We start from the raw sequence: 24972 nt of genomic DNA, 5'->3' as shown, positions 1-24972 counted from the left end.
GCGGATTACTGCTCGTCACAGTCGTTGTCCCACCTTTCGCCGCGCTGCCGCCCGCTGGCGGGCTGCGGCTCGTTGCTGCACCCGGTCACGCACAGCGTTGGGCCGATCAGGCGCGTCGTCTTCGGCCAACCCGAGCTGCCGAATCAGATCGACGGCAAGGTCAGCCAGCGTAGCGCCCTGCAGCAACAGGGCGACGGGAGGCTCGACGCCGAAGTCGCTGCGGACGGTGTTGCGCATGCGCACCGCCATCAGAGAATCCAAGCCCAGCTGGGTGAGCGGCTGGTCGACGGCAATCGCGTTCTCGTCGGAGAAGCCCATGATCGCCGAGATGCGTCGGCGCAGCCGCGCCACCACGACGCGGTGGGCCTCACCTGGCGCCATCTCGCGCAGCGCGTCGGTGCCGGCCCAGTCGTCGTCGTCATCCAGCGCGCCCAACTCGGCGACCAGATTGGCGAAGAACCCGATCTTGGCGATCTCGGGGAACGCCGCGGCGGCACGGTCCAGCCGCAGCCGGGCGACCCCGATGCGGGTAGGTGCGCCGGCGACCACGGTCTGCAGCGCCTCGATACCCTCCTCGGTCGACATCGGATCGAGCACGCTGAAGGTCAGCGTTTTGGCCAGGCCGACGTCGGCCCACTGGCCCCAGTTGATGGTGGTGGCCGGTCGGCCGGTGGCGTTGCGCCATCCGACAAAGGCATCCAGCCACGCGTTGGCGCATGCGTAGGACGCCTGCCCGGGCGACCCGAGCAGCGAGGCGACCGACGAGAACCCGACCCACCAGTCGAGCTCACGCTCGGCGGTGGCCTGGTGCAGACGCAAGGCGCCGGTGGCCTTGGGCGCCCAGATTCGGTCCAGGCTGTCCTTGGACATCGCCGAGACCAGTTCGTCGTCGAGGACCGCCGCGGAGTGGATCACGCCGCGCAGCCCGCGCCCGGTCGCTTCGGCGGCAGTCACCAGCCGCTCTGCGGTGCCCGGTTCGGCGATGTCACCGAGCACCGTGACGACCTCGCTGCGCCCCTGCCACGATTCCAGCATGGCCGCGACCTCGTCGGACGGGGCGCTGCGCCCGTTGAGCACGATACGACCGGCGCCGTTGTCGACGAGCCAGCGCGCCACGGTCACCCCGATGCCACCCAGACCACCGGTGACGATGTAGGCCCCGTCCGGGCGGACCACCGGGTCGATGCGACGAGCCGCAACGGTGGCTCGCGAGAGCCGTTCGACCAGACGCCGGGCGCCGCGGCGGGCGATGATGTCGTCGCCACCCTCGGCGTCGAACTCAGAGGTCAGCACCGCGGCCACGTCGGCGTCGGTGTCCAGATCGACCAACGTCGTGCGCAGATCCGGGCTCTCGTAGGCCAGCACCCGAACCAGTCCGCGCAGAGTGCCCGCGGCGGGATCACCGGACTCTCCGTCCTCGACGACCAGCCCGTTGCGACTGACCAGCCACAGTCGTGGCGGTTTGCCGTGCCAGCCGGTGCTGACGGCGCGGACCGCGCTCGACACCGTCCACACGGTGTCCCGGGCCTTGGTCAGCGCGGAAATATCGCTGCCGGCATCGACAGCCGTGTCGTCGAGCAGGACGACCACACCGATCGGCGGGAGTTCCGGGTCGCTGCACGCGGTGGCGAACGCCTCCCCCACGGCCGACTCGTCGCCGAGCGCGGCGGCGATCACCCGGCGGGTGTCGGCGCCGAAGCGATCGATGAACTCGCGGGCCCGGTCCTCGGCAGCGGCACCGTCGGTCAGCACCAGCCAGCTCCCCGGCGGGACGGCGCCCGCGCCGGCCGGAGCTTCTTGCCACGTGGTGTCGAACACCTTCTGCGACAACGGCAACGGCACCGTTCGGCGTTGCACGCGGCGCAGGTAGACGCCGGTGACCTCGGCGGTGACATGACCGGCCTGATCGGCCAGCGTCACGCGACCGATCGCGTCACCACCGTCTTCGACCATGCTGACCAGCTCCGCGCGGCAGCGTGCGCGTCGACCGACATCGCCGTAGACCCGGATCGACTCCATCGCGACCGGCAGATAGGTGACCTCGTCGGTCTCCGACAGCGATTCGGCGCCGATCGCCGCGGCCAGCCCCTGCAGCGCGGCGTCGAGCATCACCGGATGCAACTGGATGCCGCGGTGCGCGGTGGCCTCGTCGGGCAACACGATCTCGGTGTCGGCCCATCCCTCGGCAGAACGCGCGATCCGCGTCAGTGCTGCGAAGGCATGTCCGTGGTGAGCGCCGGTCCGCCGCAACGCGGTATAGAAGTCGCTGGGCGAAACCGTCGAAGCGGACGCGGCACCGGCGGTGCTCAACTGAGTGGGCGAGGCGGACTCGGCCCGCTCGATGCGCGCCACGGCATGCCGAGTCCAGTTACCGTCCTCGGATCGGGAGTGGATCTCGACGCGCAGCTCGTCGCCGTCACGCAGCAACTGGGTGGTCAGCCGGGTACGCGCGTCCAGCGGCAGCATCTGCTCCACCTCCAGGCGCTTGACCTCGACGGCCGAGGCCGCAACCCCGAGCGCCGCACATCCGGCGGCCAGCGCGATCTCGGCGAACCCGGCGCCCGGCATGACCGGTTGACCGTGCACCTTGTGATCGAGCAGCCACGGATGCAGTTCGGTGCCGACGTCGGACTGCCAGACATGGGCGCCACCGACCGGCAGCTCGACATGCATGCCGAGCAGCGGATGCGCACCGCTGTACTCCAGACCGGCCGAGGTGTTGGCTATCCAGTACTTGGTGTGCAGCCACGGCGTCGGCGGAACGTCGATGACATCGGCGGCCGGCGCCTCGGGGGCGTCGGTCGGCGGGCGCAGCGTCGCCAGCTGCGCGTGGAAGGCCAGCGTCTCGTCGGAGTCGCGGGTCACGGTGCCCAGCACCTTGGCGTTCTTGGCCGGGGTCAGCCCGGCCAGCGACTCGGTGATCGCGTGGGTCAGCAGCGGGTGCGGGCTGATCTCGACGAAGTTGGCGTGCTCGGCGGCGGCGTCGGTGACCGCCTGGTTGAACCGCACCGGGTTGCGCAGATTGGCCTGCCAGTACTCGGCACTGAACTGCGGCGCCGAACCCGTGTACCCGACCGTGCTCAGCAGCGGGATCTTCGGGGTGGTCGGCGCCAGATAGGCCAGGGCGGTGCCCAGTTCGGGCAGCACCGGATCGATGGTGGGGTGATGGGAGGCCACGTCCACCTCGACGCGGCGGGCCAGCAGCCCTTTGGCGTCCACGATCGCGATCAGCTCGTCGACGGCCTCGGGTGGACCGGCGATGACGGACTGCTTGGGCGAGGCGTAGACGGCCACCGTGACGTCCGGCCGGTCGGCGATCAGCCGCTCGGTGGCCGTGGCGTCCAGTTCGAGCACGGCCATCGCGCCCTGCCCGGACAGCCGCTTCATCAGCCGTGACCTGGTGGATATCACGTCCAGGCCTTCGGCGGGGGTGAGCGCGCCGGCAACCACCGCCGCCGACACCTCCCCCATCGAATGCCCGATCACCGCGTCGGGCTCCACTCCGTAGGAGCGCCACAGCGCGGTCAGTGCGAGCTGCATGCCGACGATCACCGGCTGGATACGGTCGATGCCGACGACCGGCTCGCCGGCCTCCAGCGTCTGACGCAGCGAGAACCCGGCCTTGTCGGCGAAGATCGGCTCGAGCTCGTCGATCGCGGCGGCGAATGCCGGCTCCTCGGCGAGCAGTCGCTTGCCCATGCCAGGCCACTGCGCGCCCTGCCCGGAGTACAGGAACACCGTGCCCGGGCCGGGTGTGGCGGTGTGCGCGGCGACCACACCGGCAGCCGGCTGCCCGGCGGCCAGTGCCTGCAGCCCGGCCACCGCGTCGGCGTGGTTGCGCGCCGACACCGTGGCCACCGTGGTGTAGCGGCTGCGTCGCGACAGCGTGCGGGCGACGTCGGGCAATGCGACGGCTGCTCCGCCGTTGCCCAGCCAGCCGGCCAGCGCGCCGGCGGCCGCCGACAACCGTGCCGGGGATTTGCCCGACACCACCAGCGTGGTGACCGAGGGTGCGTCGGTGGATGCTGTCGGGGCGGACTCGGGTCCCTGTTCAAGCACGATGTGGGCGTTGGTGCCGCCCATGCCGAATGACGAGACCCCGGCCCGGCGCGGCCCGTCCTGGGCCGGCCACGGTGTGGATTCGGTCGGAACGAACAGCCGGGTCTTGGACGGGTCGATCGACGGATTCCATTGCGAGAAATGCAAGTTCGGCGGAATCTCGCCGTGGCGCAGCGCCAGCACCGTCTTGATGAAGCCGGCGACCCCGGCTGCCGCCTCGAGGTGGCCGAAGTTGGTTTTCACTGCTCCCAACGCACAAGGGGTTTCACCCTTGCCGTAGACCGCGGCCAGTGCGTCGAACTCGATGGGATCGCCCAGAGCTGTTCCGGTGCCATGGGTCTCGACGAGGTTGACCGAACCTGCGGTCACGTCGGCCGAGCGCAGCGCACGGGTGATGACGTCGCGCTGCGACGGGGCATTGGGTGCGGTCAAGCCGTTGGACCGGCCGTCCTGGTTGACCGCCGACCCGCGCACCACCGCCAGCACCCGGTCACCGTCGCGCACCGCGTCGGTGAGGCGCTTGAGCACGACAATGCCCGCACCTTCACCGCGGACGAAGCCGTCGGCGCGCGAATCGAACGCGTGGCAGCGGCCCTTCGGTGACATCATGCCCCACTTGGCAAGTGCCAGTTGAGTTTCTGGGCGCAGATTGAGGTTCACGCCACCGGCCAGGGCCAGGTCGCTCTCGCGCATCCGCAGGCTCTGGCAGGCCAGGTGGATCGACACCAGCGACGACGAGCACGCGGTGTCGACCGCGACCGCGGGACCGCGCAGGCCCAGCAGATAAGCGATGCGACCGACGGTGACACTGTGGGCGTTACCGGTCGCCGAGTACGGATCGATGGTGTCCGGATTGCCGCCGGAGGCGTTCTGATACTCGTTGTAGTAGACGCCCAGCATGACAGCGGTGCGACTCTCCCCCAGCTGGTCGGGTGCCAGCCCCGCGTTTTCCAGTGCCTCCCAGGCGACTTCGAGGGACAGCCGCTGCTGGGGGTCCATTGCCAGCGCTTCGCGGGGCGTGATGCCGAAGAAGTCGGCGTCGAACCCGTCGATATCGGACAGATAGGCACCCCATTTGGTGGGCATCCGACCCGGTGCCAGTGGATCCGGATCGTAGAACGCCTCGGCGTCCCAGCGATCTGCCGGCACTTCGATGACGGCGTCGGTTCCCGCCGTCAGCAAGTTCCAGTACTTCTCCGGCCCGTCCACCTCGCCGGGCAGCCGGCAGCCGATCCCGATGACCGCCACCGGTTCGGCGGCGGCGATGCGCGAGGCCTTCTCGAACTGCTCCGAAAGCGCACCGCGCTGCTCGGGGTTCATCCCGGAGATACGATCGAAAATCGTCTTCATCAGATACCGCTTTCGCTACTGCTGGAGGCGGATTCGACACTCTCGAACAGCGAGTCCAACACGCTGAATGAGTCGTCGGTGGCGTCCTCGAGCTCGTCTTCGGGTTCTTCCTCCGGGGCGATCAGCTCGGCAATGTGGGCCGCGAACGACGCGATGGTCGGGTTGTCCCACAGCATCGTCGCCGAAAGGTCGGCGCGCACCAGGGCTTTGGCGTCGCGCAGCAGGTTCATCGCCATCATCGAGTCCATGCCCAGATCGGGGAACGGCATGTCGAAGTCCACGGCGGTGTCGGGCATGCCGAGCTCGCGAGCCAAAATCGCTCGCAGCCGGGTGCGCAGTTGTTCGAGGCGCTCGGCGGCCGACATCGCCGACCAGTCGATGAATTCGGCAGCCGCACCGGCGGTGTCGTCCATCGCTGGAATCGGGGTCGACTCGACCGCGGCGTAGACCAGCCCGTGCACCTCGATGCACGGACGACCCTCGAGGGTTTTGACCGTGACGTCGACGATGAGGTCATTGCCGGTGACGTCCTCGCGACGCAGCGCCTCGACAACTACTTCGGTGCCGATCGCCTGGGCATCCGTCCACAGCGTCTGCACACCGGCGGGCAACAGCAGCTGCGGGTTGTCCTTGTCGGCCAGACGCGCAACATGGACCGCCGCGTCGACCAACGCGGCCGCCAACGCCGCGGGATCGGCCGACGGCAGCGTGATCTGTGCACGCACCGCGCTGCCCGCGGCGGCACTGTCACCAACGGTCCAGTCGAACGGCTGACCCTCGATACCCCAGCTGTGCTGCAACTCGGAGATGACGGCGGCGTCGTAGCCCTCACCCTGCACCGAGCCGATCGAGACACCGGTGGGGGCCATTCCGTCAGCCACCATCAGGGCGCTGGCATGTCGGGTCCACCGCTCGGCCGGGGTGTCGGCGGTTGCGCTGGTCGACACCGTGAGTTCGGCGCCGTCGGCGACCACATGCACCACCCGGCGCTGTCCGGCCACGATCGGGTACTCGAAACGCACATCGCTGACCGCTGCCGCACCGAGCTGTGCGGCGGCCTCCGACAACGTCTGCAGCATCACCGAAATCGGCACCACCTCGACCCCGCGGACCCGGTGGGCGTGCGGATAGGGCTGTGCTTCGGGAAGCAGCCGGGCCCGCCACACCCTGTCGTGCTGCGGACCTGTCACCTGCTCGCCGAGCAGCGTGCCGTACACCGGTTCTGCGAGGTCACCCAGATCGGCGGTGTCCGCGCCGGGTTGGGTCAGCATGTCGTCGAGGGCGCGCACCGAGGCCCGCATCCGGTAGGCGTCGGCCAACCGGCTCCAGTCCGCGCCGACGACGGCGCTGTGCACACCGGCTTCGGGGCTGAGCACCGCGGGCAGCATCTTGATCGCCACATCGTTGGGCATCGGTTCCAGGCCGGCGGCCGCCAGCGCTGGATGGGTGTCGGCCCACGTCTTCCACAGCCCCCAGTCGACGACGGTGGCCGCCAGTCCCAGCGCGCGACGCGCGTAGGCCAGCGTGTCCAGGAACGCGTTGCCGGCCGTGTAGTGCGACACCGCACGTGAGCCCAGAATCCCGGTGATCGACGAGAACAGCACGAACCGGCGCACCGGGGTGGTCAGCGTCAGCTTGTGCAGTACCGCGGTCACGTCGAGCTTCGACCGGAACATGGTGGCCAGGTCGTCGTCGCTCATCTCGGTCAGCAACGCCTCACCGCCCGACAGCGCGGCCAGGTAGATGCCGTCCAACGGCGGCAGGTCGGCGCCGAAACGCCCGAACAGTTCAGCCATCGCAGCTTCGTCGGCCGCGTCGGCGGCCACCTCGACCAGCGCGCAGCCCTGGGCGGACAGCTCGTCGGCCAGTTCGGTCAGCTGCGAGCCGCGCCGCGACACCGCGACCACGGTGGCGGCCCCCATCTCGGCGAGCTGGCGGATCAGATACGGCCCGACGTTTCCGGTCGCGCCGATCACCAGGTGGCTGGTGTTGGGCTCCAAGCGGGTCAACGTCGTCGCCGGCAGCGACGCGCGGCGCAACCGCGGCACGTGCCGGACACCACCCTGGTACACAACCTGGTCGTCGCGGGCGCCGTCGCCCTCCCCGGCAGTGGCTTCCGCGCGCAGGTAACGCGACACCAGCTCGGCCGGTGCGGATTCGTCGACGTCGATGATCGCACCCCAGAACTCCGGGTTCTCGACGGCCAGCGTGCGGACCTGGCCCCACAGCACCGCGTGGATCGGGTTGGCGCGATCTCCTTCGTCGAGTGGCTGGGCGTTGCGGGTCACCACGTAGAGCCGCGGGGCATCCGCGCCCAGCGCAGCCAACGAACGAGCCAGGCAGCGAAGCGATCGGAACAGCCGATACCCGTCGGTGATGTCCAGCCGCGCCGAGCGCACCGGCGCAGCGAAAACGACGCGGTCGGCGGCCGTCAACGCCGCACGCAGCGCCGGCTCCTGGCCCTCGGCGGTGAGGACCGACGCGTCCAGGGCCGGGGAATCGCCGCCCAGCGCACGTGCCAGCTCGGCACCGGTCTCGGCGTCGGCGATCACCAGCCACGAGCCGTCGGTGTCTCCGGCCTGCGGCAGCTCCCTGGCCGGCCAGGCCAGCTTGTGGAACCACGGATGGTGTTGTGCCGCTGGAGATCCCGAGGGCACTTCGGCGCCGTTGCGGGCAGCCGAATGCGGAGCAGGGGCCGCCGCGGGGTCGGTGTCGGCGACCGGGGTGATCCAGTGCCGGGTGTGATGCCACGGGGTGGTGGGGATCGGCACCCGGGACTGGCCGGCTTTGGGCACCTTCGGGGGGCGAACCGTATGTGCGGCGTTGAGGTTGGTGCGGAATGTCAGCGAATCATTGGCGTCACGGGTCAGCGTTCCCAGGCAGCGATACCGGGCCTGCCCGAGCGCTTCCTTGATCGCGTGGGACAGCAGTGGGTGCGGGCTGACCTCGACGAAGATTCCGTGGTCGGCGCCGGCAGTGGCCACCGCACGGCCGAAGCGCACCGGGTTTCGCAGGTTGGCCACCCAGTGTTCGGCGTCGAAGACGGTGCTGCCGTCGGTCGGGCGCCCGTCGGTGGTGACGATCACCGGGATGGCGGGCGTGGTGGGCTTCAGACCGGCCAGCTCGGTGCGCAGGTCATCGAGAATGGGGTCGATGATCGGGTGGTGCGAGGCGACGTCGACGTCGACCCGCCGGGCCAGCTTGCCCTGCGCATCGACGACCGCGATCACCGCGTCGACCTGCTCGGGCGGGCCGGCGACCACGGTCTGGCGCGGCGAGGCGTAGACCGCCACCGTCAGGCCGGGGTACCCGGCGATCAGCTCTTCGGCCGCGCCGGCGTCGAGCTCGAGCAGCGCCATCGCGCCCTGCCCGGAGAGCCGCTTCATCAGCCGGGAACGGGTGGCGATGACCTTGAGGCCGTCGGCTGGGCTCAGTGCGCCACCCACCACCGCGGCGGTCACCTCCCCCATCGAGTGCCCGATGACCGCATCGGGCGCCACCCCGTAGGAGCGCCACAGTTCGGTCAGCGCCAGCTGAACACCGACCAGTACCGGCTGGATGCGGTCGATACCGACCACCGACTCACCGGACTGCAGGACCTCGCGCAGCGAGAACCCGACCTGCTCGACGAACGTCGGTTCCAGATCGGCGACGGCTTGCGCGAACGCCGGCTCGTCGGCCAACAGCCGCCGGCCCATGCCGGCCCATTGCGAGCCTTGTCCGGAGTACAGAAAAACGGTGCCGGTGGCACCGGGGACCTCGTTGACCCCGACCACGCCCGGTGCCGGGTAGTCGCCGGCCAGTGCACGCAGTCCGGCCACGGCCTGTGCGGTGTTGGTGGCGGCGACGGTGGCGAATCTGTTGTGCTGGGCGCGGTGGTGATTCAGTGTGCCCGCGACCGCCGACAGCGGGTGCACCGAGCCCGGGCCCTCCAGCCAGTCAGCCAGCTGCGCGGCGGTCGACGCGATCCGCGCCGGCGTCTTGCCCGTCACCACCAGCGTCGTCACCGCCGGCTCCGGCGACGTCTCGACATCGGTCGTTGCAGCGGCGGGGGCCTGCTCGATCACGACGTGGGCATTGGTGCCACTGACACCGAACGACGACACCGCGGCCCGGCGGACCCGGTCGACGGGCGGCCAGTCCATCGGCTCGGAGGCGATCCTGAACCGCCGGGCCCCTTCGCAGGCCTGCGGGGTCAGCTTTTTGAAGTGCAGCTGCTTGGGAATGTGGCCGTGGTGCACGCTCAGCACGGTCTTGATGAAGCCCGTCACCCCGGCGGCGGACTCCAGGTGGCCGAGGTTGGTCTTGACCGAACCCAGCACCAGCGGTGCGGATCCGGCACGCTCGCCGTACACCTCGTTGAGTGCGTCGAGTTCGATCGGATCTCCCAGCGCGGTGCCGGTGCCGTGCGCCTCGATGTAGTCGACATCGGACGGCGACAACCGCGACACCTCCAGCGCCCGGCGCATCAGCACCTGCTGGGCCGGACCGTTGGGGACGGTCTGCCCGCTGCTGGCACCGTCCTGGTTGACCGCGGAGCCGCGGACCACGGCCAGCACCCGGTCGCCGTCACGCTGTGCATCCGAGAGCCGCTTGAGCACAACCACACCGCAGCCCTCGCTGCGCACATAACCGTTGGCGCCTTCGTCGAAGGTCTTGCAGGTGCCGTCCGGGGCCAGCATGCCCCAGCGCGAGCACGCGATGTTGTTCTGCGGGGTCAGGATCAGGTTCACCCCGGCCGCCAGCGCGTGGTCACTCTCGCCGCGGCGCAGGCTCTGGCAGGCCAGATGGATCGACACCAACGACGACGAGCACGCGGTGTCGCTGACCACCGCGGGTCCGCGCACGCCCAGGAAATAGGACAACCGCCCGGCGGCGAAGTTCGGTGCACTGCCGAACGGGATGTACGGGTCGATCTCCTCGCGGCGCAGCTTGCCGATGAACGAGGCGTAATAGTCGCTGGTGGTCATACCGACGAAGACCGAAGTCGACGTCCCGCGCAGGGCGCGCGGATTGATCCCGGCGTTCTCCAGTGCCTCCCAAGCGACCTCGAGCAACAGCCGCTGCTGCGGATCCATGCCGGCTGCCTCGCGGTGGCTGATCGCGAAAAACTCCGCGTCGAACTCGTCGGGCTTCCAGGACGTCAGGAAGCCGCCCTCGCGGTTGCAGATCGTGCCGGGCACGGTGTGGTCGGGCGAGTAGTACTCGTCGGCATCCCAGCGGTCTTCGGGTACCCGGATGACGCCACTGGCACCGTCGGTCAGCAACGTCCAGAACTCGTCGGCGTTGTTCACCCCGCCCGGCAACCGGCAGCCCATACCGACCACCGCGATCGGCTCGGTCTCGGCCTTCTCCGCCACCTCAAGACGCGCCGACAGGTCGTCGATCTTGCGCAGTGCCTCAGTGATGATCGCGCGGCGATCCGGCGATGCAGCTGTCATCGTCTCAACTCAGTCTTTCCGAAAGTTTCTGCAGTAACTCGTCCTCGGCCAGATCGTCGTAGACATCCTCGGTGACGCCTGCAACACCATTTCCAACGCCGCCCCCGACGCCGTCGCCGGCCGCGGCCTCGGCCGAGTCGGCGGCTTCGAGTATCTCAGGAATCACCGTCGCCAAATAATCGGTCAGCGCCTCGACGGTCGGATAGTCGAAGACCACCGACGCCGGAAGCACCTGACCAAGGCTTTCGCTCAGCGAACGCTGCAACGTGACGCTCATCAACGAGTCCATGCCGAACTGGAAGAAGCCCACCGACGGGTCCAGCAACTGCGGCGAGGCCAACCCCATCGCCGCAGCCACCTGCAAAGTGACATGTGCGGTGAGCAGATCGAAGCGACGCTGTGGATCGGCGGCGCGCAGCTCCCGGCGGAACTCGGTGTCAGCGCTGCCTGCGGCCGTTCCGTCGGCCACTGCGGGCAGCAGATCATCGACGATGTGCAGGGCCGCGCGGGTGCGGTAGGCGGTGGCCAGCCGAGGCCAATCCGCGGCGACGATGGTGGTTCGCACCGGCGCGTCGGGTCCGGTCAACGCTGCCAACGCGGTGATCGCGACGCCGTCGGCCATCGGCTCCAGCCCGGACTCGACGGTGGTCTGCTGTTCCACTCCGGTCTGCTCGTCGGCCAGCGACTCCCACAGTCCCCAGTTGACCGCGCTCGCCGGCAGCCCGGCCGCTCGGCGCAAGTAGGCGAAGGTGTCCAGATAGGTCGTCGTCGCGGCGTAGTGCCCCAGCCAGCGGGAGCCCAGGATCCCGGAGATCGACGTGAACATCACGAACTGGCGCACCGGATGACGAACCGAGAGCTTGTGCAACACCGCAACAGCGTCGATCTTCGGCCGGAACATCGCCGCCACATCGGCGTCGGTCATGTCCGCCAACGTCACCGGCCCACCGCCGAAGGCCGCGACATAGATGCCGCGCAGCGTCGGCAGGTCGGCGCCGAAGCGCTCGAACACCGCGCCGAGCGAAGCCTCCTCGGATGCGTCGGCGGCGACGGTCACCAGCGTCGTTCCGCTCGCCGACAACCGTTCGGTCAGCTCGTCGAGCCGTGAGCCGGGGTTGCGCGACACGGCTACCACGGTGCGCGCGCCCATCGCTGCCAGCTGCTCGATCAGTGCGGGTCCGATCCGGCCGGTGGCGCCCACGACGAGGTAGCTGCCGTCGGGATCCAGGGTGCCGTCGGTGCGCAGCGGTCGGCCGGGTTGCAACCGCGCCACGTGTCGGTGTCCCGCCCGATACACGATCTGGTCCTCGTCGCCACCGCGGCGGGCCTCGTTCAGCAGCGCTGCCACGGCCAGCTCGACGGGAACGGATTCGTCGAGGTCGACGACGCCGCCCCAGAGTTGCGGGTGTTCCAGCGCCAACGTGCGGCCAAGCCCCCACAGCAGGGCATGGGGCGGGTTGGCCCGGTCCCCTGGCTGCACCGGCTGCGCGTTGCGGGTCAGGAAATACACCGCGGGCACCTCGTCGGCGACCGCTGCGCCGGCCACGATCGAGCGGGCCGCGGCGAACAGGCCGTAGCCGAGGTCGTCCGGTGCCGTCGTCCCAGGTGCGTAGAGCACATGGGTTGCGCCGGCCATCGCCGTCCGCAACGCGTCGGCGTCGCCGGCGTCGGCCAGGACGGTCACCGAGGCGCCGAGCACCCGGGTGAACTCCGCGCCCAGCGCGGCGTCGCCGACGACGACCCAGCGTGCCGCAGAGGCTGCGGCATCGGGGGCATTGTCGGACAGCGGCTGCTCCGGCCAGGTCAGCTCACAGAACCACTCCGGCGGCAGCCCGCTGTCCGCGCCGGCTTCGGCACGGAAGCGCCGCGCCGCCGAGTGCCGTACCGGCCTCACGTCCAGCCAGTGCCGGCCGTGCTGCCACGGCGTGGTCGGCAGCGGCACAGGGGGTCCCGGACGGGGATCGGTGGGCGGTGGCCGCCTGGTGTGGGTGGCGTTGAGGTTGGTGCGGAAGGTCAGCGTGTCGTCGCTGTCGCGTGCCAGCGTGCCGATACTGCGGTGCTCGACGTCGGCCAGCGTGTCGCTGATCGGCTGACCCATCGTCGGATGGGGGCTGACCTCGATGAAGGTGCCGTGCTCGACGGCTGCAGCGGAGACCGCATCGTGTAGGCGCACCGGACGACGGACGTTGGCCACCCAGTAGTCGGCGTCCAGCGCAGGCGTCGATTCGGGACCGGTGACGGTGGACAGGAACGGGATGGTCGGCAGCCGCGGATCAATGTCGGCCAGTGCGGCGCGCAGCTCGTCGAGCACCGGATCCATCAGGGCGGTGTGCGAGGCGACCTCCATGTTGACCTTGCGGGCAAACCGGTTCTGCGCGGTCACCTCGGCGATCAACGATTCGATCTCGCCGGGCAACCCGGCGACCACGGTCTGGCGGGGCGACAGGTAACCGGCCTCTTCGACGCTGGGGTGGCCGGCAATCAGCTGTGCGCAGGTCTGCGCATCGACGTTGATCAGCGCCACCGCGCCTTGGCCGGCCAGGCGGGACATCAGTCGGGAGCGGGTGGCGATGACTGTGAGGCCGTCTGCCAGGCTCAGTGCGCCCGAGACCACTGCGGCGGTGACTTCGCCCATGGAGTGGCCGATGACCGCGTCCGGGTGCACGCCGTAGGAGCGCCACAGCTCGGTCAGCGCCAGCTGCAGACCCATCAACACGGGCTGCACCTCGGCGTCGCCCCGCACCGCTGACCCGTCGGCGATGATCTGGCGCAGCGAATAGCCGACGTGTTCGGTGAAGGTGGGTTCGATGTGGTTGATGGCTTCGGCGAAGGCGGGTTCGTCGGTGAGTAGTTGGCGGGCCATGCCGGCCCATTGGGAGCCTTGACCGGAGTAGACGAACACGGTGCCGTTACGGCGCCCGGTGGGGGGTGCGGGCACCACCCCGGGGGCGCTGTGACCGGCGGCCAGCGCGCGCAGACCGGTGATGGCCTGGTCACGGTCGCGGGCGGCCACGGTGGCGAACTTGGGGTGATGGGTGCGGTGGTGGTTGAGGGTGTGGGCGATATCGGCCAACGCGACCTCGGCGCCCTGATCGCTCATCCAGTCGGCGAGCATGGCCGCCGTCGAGGCGATACGGGCCGGGTTCTTGCCTGAGATCACCAAGGTGGAGATCACCGGGTCGGCCGGGGCGGGGGCCGGGGCCATCGCGGGGGCCTGTTCGAGCACGATGTGGGCGTTGGTGCCACCGAACCCGAACGAGGACACCCCGGCCCGGCGCGGCCGGCCTTGGGGGGCCCAGTCGGTGTGGGCGTCGACCACTTTGAGACGCAGCTTGTCGAACGGGATGTGCGGGTTGCGGCTCTCATAGCCCAGGTTGGCCGGGATCTGCTGATGGGTCAGCGCCAACACGGCTTTGGCGAACCCGGCGATACCGGCAGCGGCTTCCAAATGGCCCAGATTGGACTTGACCGAACCGATCAACAACGGGGCATCGGCACCGCGACCGCGGCCCAGCACCGTGCCCAACGCGCGCGCCTCGATCGGATCACCGAGCAACGTGCCGGTGCCGTGGGCCTCGACGTAATCGACCTCGCGCGGCTCGACCCCGGCTGCGGCATAGGCCGAGCGCAGCACCGCCATCTGGGCCGCCGGATTCGGCGCCATCAACCCGTTGGAACGGCCGTCCTGATTGACCGCCGACCCCCGGATCACCGCCAACACCCGATCCCCGTCACGCACCGCATCAGAGAGGCGTTTGAGCACGGCCACACCCGCGCCCTCACCCCGCACGAACCCATCAGCACGCGCATCAAACGCATGACAACGCCCCGACTTCGACAGCGCCTCGGCCTGGTCGAAGCTGCGGGTCACCGCCGGAGCCAACACCAGGTTCACCCCACCGGCCAACGCCAGATTCGAATCCCCCGACCGCAAACTCTGACACGCCAAATGAATCGCCACCAACGACGACGAACACGCCGTATCCACCGTCACCGACGGACCCCGCAAATCAAAGAAATACGACACCCGATTAGCAATGATGCTCAACGCACTGCCGGTTCCGTACCACGCGTCGACGCCCGGCAGATCCAGCGCGCCCATGCAGCCGTAGTCGGTCACCGATGCGCCGGTGAACACCCCGGTGGGCGATTCGGCCAGGGAGTCGGCGGGGATACCGGCGTGCTCCAGGGCCTCCTGCATCACCTCGAGCAGCAACCGCTGCTGCGGATCCATCCGGGCGGCTTCGCGCGGCATGATCTCGAAGAACTCGGCGTCGAACTGGTCGACATCACTCAGATAGGAACCCCAGCGCGTCACGGTGTCGAGGACGGCCTCCGATTCGGCGGTGCCGTCGTCGAAGGGGGCCCACCGCTGCGCCGGCACCTCGGTCACCGAGGACCCTCCGTCGAGCAGGAACTCCCAGTACTGGTCGGGGCCTTGCAGGTCAGCACCGTCGCCGGGGAAACGGCAGCCCAGCCCGATCACCGCGATCGGCTCGTTGAAGCCGCCGGGGTTTGGCGCGGGTGCGACAACGTCCACAGGTTCCACCTCGCCGCCGCTGAGAAACTTGGCCAGCGCGTCGACGGTCGGGTACTGCCAAAAATCCACCGGTGACACCGTGCTGCCGACCAGTTCGGAGAGCTCACCGGTCAACACCACCGCATCACGGGAGCCGACCCCGAGATCGTGCATGGAAGCCCCGGCATCGATCTGGTCAGGGTTGCAGCCCATGTTGGTGACCAGATAGTCGACCAGCCAACGTCGGATAGCAGCCTCGTCGAGAGGTGCGGTCATCTATCGGCACCCAGCCGGCTGAACTCGCCCAGCCGGTATCGCTCGAGACAGGCCGCGCGCCGCACCTTGCCGCTGGTGGTCAGCGGCAGTGAACCCCGCCCGACCAGCACCAGGTCGGAGACGCGGACGCTGTGGCCTTCCGAGACGGCAGCGGTCACCCGTTGCTGCATCGCCTCCAATGCAGCCTGGTCGTACTCTTCGGGCTTCTTCAGCTCGGCGACGACCACCAGCCGCTCGGTCGCGTCCTCGGGCAGCGAAATGGCCGCGACTCGACCACCGGTCACCTCGCGCACAGTGGCCTCGATGTCGTCGGGGTAATGGTTACGCCCGTCGACGATCAACAAATCCTTGATCCGCCCCACGATGTAGAGCTCGTCTTCGAACATCATGCCCAGGTCGCCGGTGCGCAGCCACGGCTCGGCCGGGGTACCGGCGGTCGGCTCGACGATCTTGCCGCGGAACACCCGCGCGGTCTGTTCTGGATTGCGCCAGTAACCGGCGGTGACGTGATCACCGTGCAGCCACACCTCGCCGACCTGGCCGGCGGGCTTTTCCACACACGTCTCCGGATCGACGATGCGCACCGTCGTCGACCGCGGCGGCCCACAGCTGACCTGCTCGGACCCGCCGTCGGCGCTGCGTTCGGCATGGCCGGCCGACAACTTCTCCAAATCGAAGAACACCGATTCGGCCGGACGTTCGGCCAACGTGGAGGACACGTAGATGGTGGCCTCGGCCAGCCCGTAGGAGGACCGGATGGCGGTGGCGGGCAGGCCGTAGGCGTCGAAGCGTTCGTGGAACCGGCGCAGGGTCGCACCGTGCACCCGCTCGGCCCCGTTGATCATCACGCGCAGATTGCGCAGATGCCGCCCCTCGAGGTCCTCGTCCTTGGTGCGTCGCGCCGCGAGCTCGTAGGCGAAGTTCGGTGCCGCGGTGACCACCCAGCCCTCGTCGACGGCGAGCTGCTGCATCCAGCGGGCCGGCTTGAGCATGAAGCCGATGGGGCTCATCAGCGTGGTCGGAGCGCCGCTGACCAGACCGAGGAAGATGCCGATCACCAGGCCCATATCGTGGTAGAGCGGCAACCAGGACACCGCGCGCAGGCCCGGCGGATACTCCCCCGCCGGATGGCCGGCGAAGTAGTCGGGATGCAGCTGGGCGATGTTGCGAATGACGTTCTTGTGGGTGACCTCGACCCCGGCGGGAGCGCGCGTCGAGCCCGACGTGTACTGCAGGTACGCCGTCTTCGGCCGCGATGCCACGTCGATCGGGTCCCCGAAGAACGGCTCGAGCAGGTCGACCTCGATCACCTTGGGCGCGCGCTGATTCGGCTGATCCTGCGCGTAGTGGCGGATGTCGTCGACGATCGGCGAGGTGGTCAAGATCGCCACCGGGGTGGAGTCGGCCAGCGCGCCCACGATGCGCTCGTCGTGGTGGCCGAACAGCGGGGCCGACAGCGGCACCGCGATGAAGCCGGCCTCGATCGCGCCGAGGAACGCCACGACGTAGTCGAGGTTCTGCGGAGCCAGAATCACCGCGCGGTCACCGGGTTCGCCGCACTGACTGAGCTTCTGCGCCACAGCCTGGATGCGCTCGTTGAGTTCGGACCAGGTGAGGCTTTCCGCGACACCGGCCGGGTCGACGTCGTAGTCGACGAACGTGTAGGCGATCCCATCCGGGTCGTCTGTACTGCGCTGGGCGACCAGCGCAGGAATCGAGTATTCAGCAGTCGCCATCAGCAACATCCTTCCCAGTCGATTCGGCACGGCGGTGTCGCTGCCGACCGATCACCTCGGGGGTTCGGAAGAACACCGTCGGCATCAAATTCTGCTCTCCGACTCCACGCTGTCGAACAGCGAGTCCAATACGCTGTCCGACGAGTCCTCGGTATCGCCGGGATCGTCCTCGGAAGAGCTTTCGGGCAGTAGCTTCTCAGCCAGGAATCCGGCAAGGGCTCCGATGGTCGGATGGTTCCACAGCATGGTCGCCGACAGCTGCAGCCCGACGAGCTGCTCGGCCTGCTGGCGGATCGACATCGCCATCACCGAGTTCAGGCCCAACTCGGCGAACGGCAGATCGACTTCGACCTGGTCCTCGGGGATCCGCAGCTCCGAAGCCAGGATGGCGCGCAGACCCTGGGCGAGCTCGGCGTGTACCTCGGCCGGTGACATCGTCGACCAATCCCGGGTCGGGGCCTCCGGCGCACCGCCGGCGCCGGGGCCGGCGACGTCGTCGGATTCCATCGGCACCAGAACCGCCTGGGCCAGCGGGTAGCGGTGGGTGTGCTCCCAGGCCGCAAACGCCTCGGTGGGCGTGATCGGCCGCGACCCGAGTCGGGCGAGTTCGGCAACCACGATCTGAGCCTCGGCGCCGAAGCCCAGCCCTTGCCAGGCCACGAACGCCAGGCTGACGGTATGGCCGCCCTGCCCGTGCCGGGCTCGGGCCAGCGCGTCGAGATAGGCGTTGGCCGCTGCGTAGGCACCTTGCCCCGGGATGCCGAAGGCCGTACCCGCGGTGCCGGTCAAATAGCAGAAGTCCAACTCCGCGACCGGAAACACCTCGTGCAGCGCGGCAGCACCGGCGATCTTGGGCCACATCGTGGCCTGCAACCGGCTTTCGTCGACGTCGGTGAGCAGCTGGCTGTCGCTGATGCCGGCGGCGTGGATGACGCCCCGGATCGGCGCGGCGCCGTCGGCGTCGCGCCTGGCGACGAGCGCGCGCAGTGCGTCGGCCGACCCGATGTCGAGGCTGACTGCCTCGACGGTCACGCCGCGTAACTCCAGAGCGCGAACTGCGGCGATCTTGCCGCGTGTCGCGGCATCGAGGTCGTCACTGTCCCACTCGCGACGGGGCGGCAGCGGCGTCCGGCCGGCCAACAGCAGCCGCCGGGCGCCGCGGTCGGCCAGCCATTCGGCCATCAGTAGGCCGAGCGCGCCCAGGCCACCGGTGATCAGGTAGGTGCCGTCGGCCCGGCAGCGCAGCGGTTCACCCACGGGCTCGGTGTCCAGCGCGACCAGTTCGCGACTCAGGAAGCTTCCGGCGCGCCACGCGAGGGTGGTTCGGGCCGGTGTCGGCAGCAGCGCGGCGACGGCGGTGACCGCGTCGTCCAAGTCGCCGTCGGCGGGCAGGTCCACCAGTCCGCCCCACACCTCCGGCTGCTCGGCGCCGATCACGCCCGCCAGCCCCCACAGCGGGCTCTGTTGCAGTGCAGCGGCGGTGTCGGCCTCCAGGACCCCCCGCGTGACAAGCCACAGCGCGGGCGGATGGGCACCGCCCTGTTCGACCAGGCGGCTGACCAAGGCGGCCACCTCTGCGGATTGCCGCACGGCGACATCGAGGTCGGCGCCGCCGGTGCTTGCGGTGTCGGCGACGTAGACGACACACGAGGCCTCGGCCACGTCGGCTGCCCGGTGACCGCCCGCGGTGACCGCGTCACGCAGCGCCTGGGCGGTCTCGCCCTCTCCGATGATCGCGATGTCCCGTTGCGGCCCCGGAGCATCCGAGTTGTCCGGAAGCCACGGTTGCCAGTCGAGGGCGTGCGCGACGCGGCGCGGATCGGCGTCGCGCACGGCGTGTGGGGCACTGGCCTCCACGTCGGCAAAGCGCAGTCCCCTAATCTCGACACAGGGTGTCCCGTCGGTGCCGGTGGCGACCACGTCGACGACCAGCTCGTCGTCAGCGGTGGCGCGGCGGCGCGCCTGCACCACCCCGGTCGAGCCGACGCCGACATCGGCGATCCGGATGCTCTCGACGTCGGACGGCACCAGCAGCCGGGTGTCGGAGGTGTCGACCAGCCGTGCGGCGTTGACCGACGCATCCAGCAGTGCCACCGCGGCCTCGTCGATCAGCGCGACCTCGGCGCGAAGCGCACCCTGGCCGGTGTGGCAGGACTCGATGGTCCACCGGAACGGGTTGCCGTCGACGCCCCACTTCTTCTGCAGCTCGGCGATGTCGGCAGCGTCCAGCGCGGCCAACTCACCCTCGGCTGCCACTACCGCCGCAGCGGCGGCGTTGGTGGCACGGGCGCTGACGTGCTTGACCCAGCGGTGGGCGGGAGCATCGGCCGACGGAGCAGAGGAGACCGTGATGATCTCGTCTTCGACGACCACCTGGATCACCTGTGGCTGACTCAGCACGATGGGCTGGAAGAAGCGCAGATCGCCGACGCCCTGCACTCCCACCTCGGCGGCGGCGGCCGACAGGGTGTTCAGCAGCACCGCCATCGGCACTACTTCGACGCCCTGGATCCGGTGGTAGCCGGGATACGGCTTGGCTTCGGAAACCAACCGCGCCTGCCACAGGTGCGCCGGCGGCGTCGTCGCCACAGCTGTGTGTTCCCCGAGCAGGGTGCCCAGCCGAGGTGCCGAACCTGCCCCACTGCGCACCCAGGATTCGGTGCTGATCCAGTGCCTGCTGTGGTGCCACGGCGTCAGCGGCAACGCCACGTGCGGTTCGGTCCTGTGCGGGCTCTGCGGCGGATGCGTGGTGTGGGTGGCGTTGAGATTGGTGTGGAAGGTCAGCGTGTCGTCCTCGCCGCGCTGCAGCGTGGCGATGGTCTGGTGCTGTGCCCCGCTCAACGTGTCGGCGATCGCGTAGGTCAGCAGCGGGTGCGGGCTGACCTCGATGAACGTCCCCAGCTCCGCGCCTGCCGCAGTGACCGCCTGGCTGAAGCGCACCGGATTGCGCAGGTTGGTCACCCAGTAATCGGCGTCGAACGTCGGCGTGGGACCGGTGTGGTCGACGGTCGTGGTGATCAACGGGATCGTCGGGGTGCCGGGTGACAGATCGGCCAGGGCCTCCCGCAGCTCCGGCAGGATCGGGTCGATCGTCGGATGGTGCGACGCCACGTCGACCTCGATCCGGCGGGCCAGCAGCTCACGGGCCGACACCGCGGCGATGACGCCGTCGACCTGCTCAGGCGGGCCGGCGACCACGGTCTGGCGCGGCGAGGCGTGCACCGCGAGCGTGACATCGGGATAGCCGGCCAGTAGCTCGGTCGTGGCGTCGGCATCGAGTTCGATCAGCGCCATCGCGCCTTGGCCGGCCAGGCGGGACATCAGTCGGGAGCGGGTGGCGATGACTGTGAGGCCGTCTGCCAGGCTCAGTGCGCCCGAGACCACTGCGGCGGTGACTTCGCCCATGGAGTGGCCGATGACCGCGTCGGGCTGCACTTCGTAGGAGCGCCACAGCTCGGTCAGCGCCAGCTGGATGCCCACGAGCACCGGCTGGATGCGTTCGATGCCGACGACTGTCTCTCCGTTGGCGATCACGTCGCGCAGGGAGAAACCGACGTGTTCGGTGAAGGTGGGTTCGATGCGGTTGATGGCTTCGGCGAAGGCGGGTTCGTCGGTGAGTAGTTGGCGGGCCATGCCGGCCCATTGGGAGCCTTGACCGGAGTAGACGAACACGGTGCCGTTACGGCGCCCGGTGGAGGGTGCGGGCACCACCCCGGGGGCGCTGTGACCGGCGGCCAGCGCGCGCAGACCGGTGATGGCCTGGTCACGGTCGCGGGCGGCCACGGTGGCGAACTTGGGGTGATGGGTGCGGTGGTGGTTGAGGGTGTGGGCGATATCGGCCAACGCGACCTCGGCGCCCTGATCGCTCATCCAGTCGGCGAGCATGGCCGCCGTCGAGGCGATACGGGCCGGGTTCTTGCCTGAGATCACCAAGGTGGAGATCACCGGGTCGGCCGGGGCGGGGGCCGGGGCCATCGCGGGGGCCTGTTCGAGCACGATGTGGGCGTTGGTGCCACCGAACCCGAACGAGGACACCCCGGCCCGGCGCGGCCGGCCTTGGGGGGCCCAGTCGGTGTGGGCGTCGACCACTTTGAGACGCAGCTTGTCGAACGGGATGTGCGGGTTGGGGCTCTCATAGCCCAGGTTGGCCGGGATCTGCTGATGGGTCAGCGCCAACACGGCTTTGGCGAACCCGGCGATACCGGCAGCGGCTTCCAAATGGCCCAGATTGGACTTGACCGAACCGATCAACAACGGGGCATCGGCACCGCGACCGCGGCCCAGCACCGTGCCCAACGCGCGCGCCTCGATCGGATCACCGAGCAACGTGCCGGTGCCGTGGGCCTCGACGTAATCGACCTCGCGCGGCTCGACCCCGGCTGCGGCATAGGCCCAGCGCAGCACCGCCATCTGGGCCGCCGGATTCGGCGCCATCAACCCGTTGGAACGGCCGTCCTGATTGACCGCCGACCCCCGGATCACCGCCAACACCCGATCCCCGTCACGCACCGCATCAGAGAGGCGTTTGAGCACGGCCACACCCGCGCCCTCACCCCGCACGAACCCATCAGCACGCGCATCAAACGCATGACAACGCCCGCTGCGCGACATCGCTTCGAGTTGGTCGAAGCTGCGGGTCACCGCCGGAGCCAACACCAGGTTCACCCCACCGGCCAACGCCAGATTCGAATCCCCCGACCGCAAACTCTGACACGCCAAATGAATCGCCACCAACGACGACGAACACGCCGTATCCACCGTCACCGACGGACCCCGCAAATCAAAGAAATACGACACCCGATTAGCAATGATGCTCAACGCGCCCCCGGTGCCCGACCATGAGTCGACCTGGCTCAGCTGCGCGGTCGACAGGAAGGCGTATTCGCTGACACACGCACCGGCAAACACGCCGGTCTGGGAGTGCCGTAGCGACTCTGCAGGGATGCCCGCATGCTCGAGTGCCTCGTGAGTGACCTCGAGCAGCAACCGCTGCTGCGGATCCATCTTGTCGGCCTCACTCGGCGAGATCTCGAAGAACTCCGCGTCGAAGGCGTCGACATCACTCAGAAACGAGCCCCAGCGGGTGGTACCCGCCAGGGCTGCGACGTCTTCAGGTGAGCCGTTCTCGAAAACCTTCCAACGTTCGGGAGGTACCTCGCGAACCCCGGAGCGTCCTTCCATGAGGAAATTCCAGTATTCGTCGGGTCCGTGAACGTCACCGGGCAGCCGGCACCCCAAGCCGACGACGGCGATCGCCTCGTCGGTGGAGCCGACCTGGGCTGCGGAGTCGACGAGCGGCTCCACCTCACCGCCGGTGAGGAATTTGGCCAACGAGCTGATCGTCGGGTACTGCCAGAACTCCACCGGTGAAATGGTGCGCCCGAGCAGTTCCGACAGCTCTCCGGTCAGCACGACGGCGTCACTGGAGCCCACCGCGAGATCGTTGAGCGGCGCGTCTAGATCGATCTCGTCGGGACTGCACCCGATGTTGGTTACGAGGTAGTCGACCAGCCAGTGCCTGATCGCGGCTTCATCGAATTCTGCCGTCATGTGGTGACGTCCAGTCGGCTGAACTCGTCCTGGCGGTACCGGTCCACACAGGCCGAACGACGAATCTTGCCGCTGGTCGTGATCGGGATGGAGCCGGGCGCCACCAGGACCAGGTCGGCGACCCGGACGCTGTGAGACTTCTTGATCGCCGAGGCGACCTCACGCTTGACGGCGCGCAGCTTGTCGAGCGCCTCGGTTTCGGAGTCGCCCCGCTTCTTGAGCTCGGCGATGGCCACCAGCTGCTCGCTGGTGTCGTCGAGCACCGAGATCGCCGCGACGCGGCCACCGGTGATCTCCTGGATGGTGGCCTCGATGTCGTCGGGGTAATGGTTGCGACCGTCGACGATCAACAGATCCTTGATCCGGCCGATGATGAACATCTCGCCCTCGCTCATCACGCCCAGATCGCCGGTGCGCAACCACTGGCTGGTCGGGGTTCCCGGCGTGGGGTCGGCCATTTCGCCGCCGAAGGTGCGCTCGGTCTGTTGCGGGTTGCGCCAATACCCCATTGCGACCTGGTCGCCGTGCACCCAGATCTCCCCGACCTTGCCGTCGGGGTTCTCGGTACGAGTCTCCGGATCGACGATGCGCACCGTCGACGACCGCGGGGCGCCGTAGCTGACCAGCTCGGACCCGCCCTCGGCGCCGCAGCGCTCGGCGTGGCCGGCGGCGAGCTTCTCGTAGTCGAACCGTACCGTCGACGGGGTGTGGCCCATCGGCGCGGAGATGACGTACAGCGTGGCCTCGGCCAGCCCGTAAGACGGGCGCACGGTGGTGTCGGGCATGCCGAACTTGGCGAAGCGCTCGTTGAAGCGGCGGATGGTCGCCGAGTGGATGCGTTCACTGCCGCTGATGATGCCCAGCACGCCGCTGAGGTCCATACCGTCGAGGTCCTCGTCCTTGGTGCGGCGCACCGCGAGCTCGAACGCGAAGTTCGGCGCCGCCGACCAGGAATGGGAGTAGGTCGCCAGCTGCTGGATCCAGCGGGCCGGCTTCTGCAGGAACGCGACCGGGCTCATCAGCATGGCCGGGCGGCCGTGCAGACCACCGCGTTCGGACGGCGTGAGCAGAGACGCGAAGACGCCCTGGATCAGGCCCATGTCGTGGTAAAAGGGCAGCCACGACACCATGGTGATGTCCTGCGGCGGAATGCCGTCGCGGTGCTCCATATAGTCGTCGAACACCTGCTTCACGTTGGCGATCACGTTGCGATGGGTCATGATCACGCCGGCGGGCGCACGCGTGGAGCCCGAGGTGTACTGCAGGTAGGCGGTCTTGGGCAGCGGCCCGACATTGACCTCGACGGTGTTCGGCGAATCGAAATCCAGTGCGTCGACCTCGATGACCGCCGGGGTCGGGGCCCCCGACTGCGCGCCGACGTAGGTCATGATCTCGCCGACGGCCGCCGAGGTGGTCAGCACGGCCACGGGCTGGCAGTCGCGCAGCGCGCCGTTCACGCGCTCGTCGAGCTGGCCCATGGCGGGCACCGGCAGCGGAACGGCGATGAAGCCCGCCTGCATCGCCCCGTAGAAGGCAATGATGTACTCGAGCCCTTGCGGGGCGAGGATGGCGGCGCGGTCCCCCTTGGTCCCGTGGCGCAGCAACTCCTCGGCGACCACCTGGACCCGCTGGTAGACCTGCGCCCAGGTCAGCGTCTCGGCGAACCCGTTGGGATCGACGTCGTAGTCGATGAAGGTGTAGGCCGCTTCGTTGGGCTGCAACCGCGCGCGCTCGGCGAGAACGCCAGGGATGGTCGACTCAAGCAACGGCATGGCGACGTCCTTTCATCAAATGTGTGTGCGCCCCGGCCCCATTGCCGTGGTTGGCAAAACCGATCCGCAGCTCTTGCCGCGCAGCCCCCGCTCGACCCGAAGGCTAACACCGACCCAGCGCTCGTGTCGTCGAATCCAACGATGGATTAGACCACGAGTTGCTTGCCAGAGAAAAGCGCGCGATCGTCCTGAATTTTCGCCCGCGGTGAACGTACCCACCTACATATTTCCTTGCCGCGGCCTGCTGCCCAGTTTTGCCAGCTGCAGAA

General features: G+C 69.0%; 6 protein-coding genes. All 6 read right to left on the bottom strand.

Going from position 1 to position 24972, the window contains the following annotated elements:
• Window positions 1-15: 15 nt before the first annotated feature.
• The 6 genes from KXD98_RS13710 to KXD98_RS13685 all read right to left on the bottom strand — a co-directional run bounded on the left by KXD98_RS13710 (window position 16) and on the right by KXD98_RS13685 (window position 24703).
• Window positions 16-5409 carry a type I polyketide synthase gene (locus KXD98_RS13710; protein ID WP_260758941.1) on the bottom strand — a complete coding sequence of 1798 codons (5394 nt, stop codon included), beginning with the start codon at window positions 5407-5409 and terminating at the stop codon, window positions 16-18.
• The gene (locus tag KXD98_RS13705) at window positions 5409-10850 is read right to left on the bottom strand and encodes an SDR family NAD(P)-dependent oxidoreductase (RefSeq protein WP_260758940.1); all 5442 of its coding nucleotides are present in this window, start codon (window positions 10848-10850) and stop codon (window positions 5409-5411) included. Before KXD98_RS13705 ends, KXD98_RS13710 begins: the two co-directional genes overlap by 1 nt.
• A 4-nt stretch (window positions 10851-10854) precedes the next feature.
• Window positions 10855-15645 carry a type I polyketide synthase gene (locus KXD98_RS13700; RefSeq protein ID WP_260758939.1) on the bottom strand — a complete coding sequence of 1597 codons (4791 nt, stop codon included), beginning with the start codon at window positions 15643-15645 and terminating at the stop codon, window positions 10855-10857.
• Window positions 15642-17381 carry a fatty-acid--AMP ligase gene (locus tag KXD98_RS13695; protein ID WP_260758937.1) on the bottom strand — a complete coding sequence of 580 codons (1740 nt, stop codon included), beginning with the start codon at window positions 17379-17381 and terminating at the stop codon, window positions 15642-15644. The genes KXD98_RS13700 and KXD98_RS13695 overlap by 4 nt, the downstream gene beginning before the upstream one ends.
• Window positions 17382-17465: 84 nt before the next feature.
• On the bottom strand, window positions 17466-22931 hold the full coding sequence (locus KXD98_RS13690; protein ID WP_260758936.1) for a type I polyketide synthase: 5466 nt from the start codon (window positions 22929-22931) through the stop codon (window positions 17466-17468).
• Entirely contained in the window at window positions 22928-24703 is a 1776-nt protein-coding gene (locus tag KXD98_RS13685; protein ID WP_260758934.1) for an AMP-binding protein, read from the bottom strand. Before KXD98_RS13685 ends, KXD98_RS13690 begins: the two co-directional genes overlap by 4 nt.
• Window positions 24704-24972 lie beyond the last annotated feature (269 nt).

The organism is Mycobacterium sp. SMC-4 (assembly GCF_025263265.1).
Classification (GTDB): domain Bacteria; phylum Actinomycetota; class Actinomycetes; order Mycobacteriales; family Mycobacteriaceae; genus Mycobacterium.
Note: the sequence above shows the minus strand (reverse complement) of the source record. Positions and strands in the feature narration are given on the sequence as shown.

Coding starts and splice junctions, on each gene's coding strand:
- KXD98_RS13710 (WP_260758941.1), bottom strand. CDS start 5,409: ATGAAGACGATTTTCGATCGTATCTCCGGGATGAACCCCGAGCAGCGC.
- KXD98_RS13705 (WP_260758940.1), bottom strand. CDS start 10,850: ATGACAGCTGCATCGCCGGATCGCCGCGCGATCATCACTGAGGCACTG.
- KXD98_RS13695 (WP_260758937.1), bottom strand. CDS start 17,381: ATGGCGACTGCTGAATACTCGATTCCTGCGCTGGTCGCCCAGCGCAGT.
- KXD98_RS13700 (WP_260758939.1), bottom strand. CDS start 15,645: ATGACCGCACCTCTCGACGAGGCTGCTATCCGACGTTGGCTGGTCGAC.
- KXD98_RS13685 (WP_260758934.1), bottom strand. CDS start 24,703: ATGCCGTTGCTTGAGTCGACCATCCCTGGCGTTCTCGCCGAGCGCGCG.
- KXD98_RS13690 (WP_260758936.1), bottom strand. CDS start 22,931: ATGACGGCAGAATTCGATGAAGCCGCGATCAGGCACTGGCTGGTCGAC.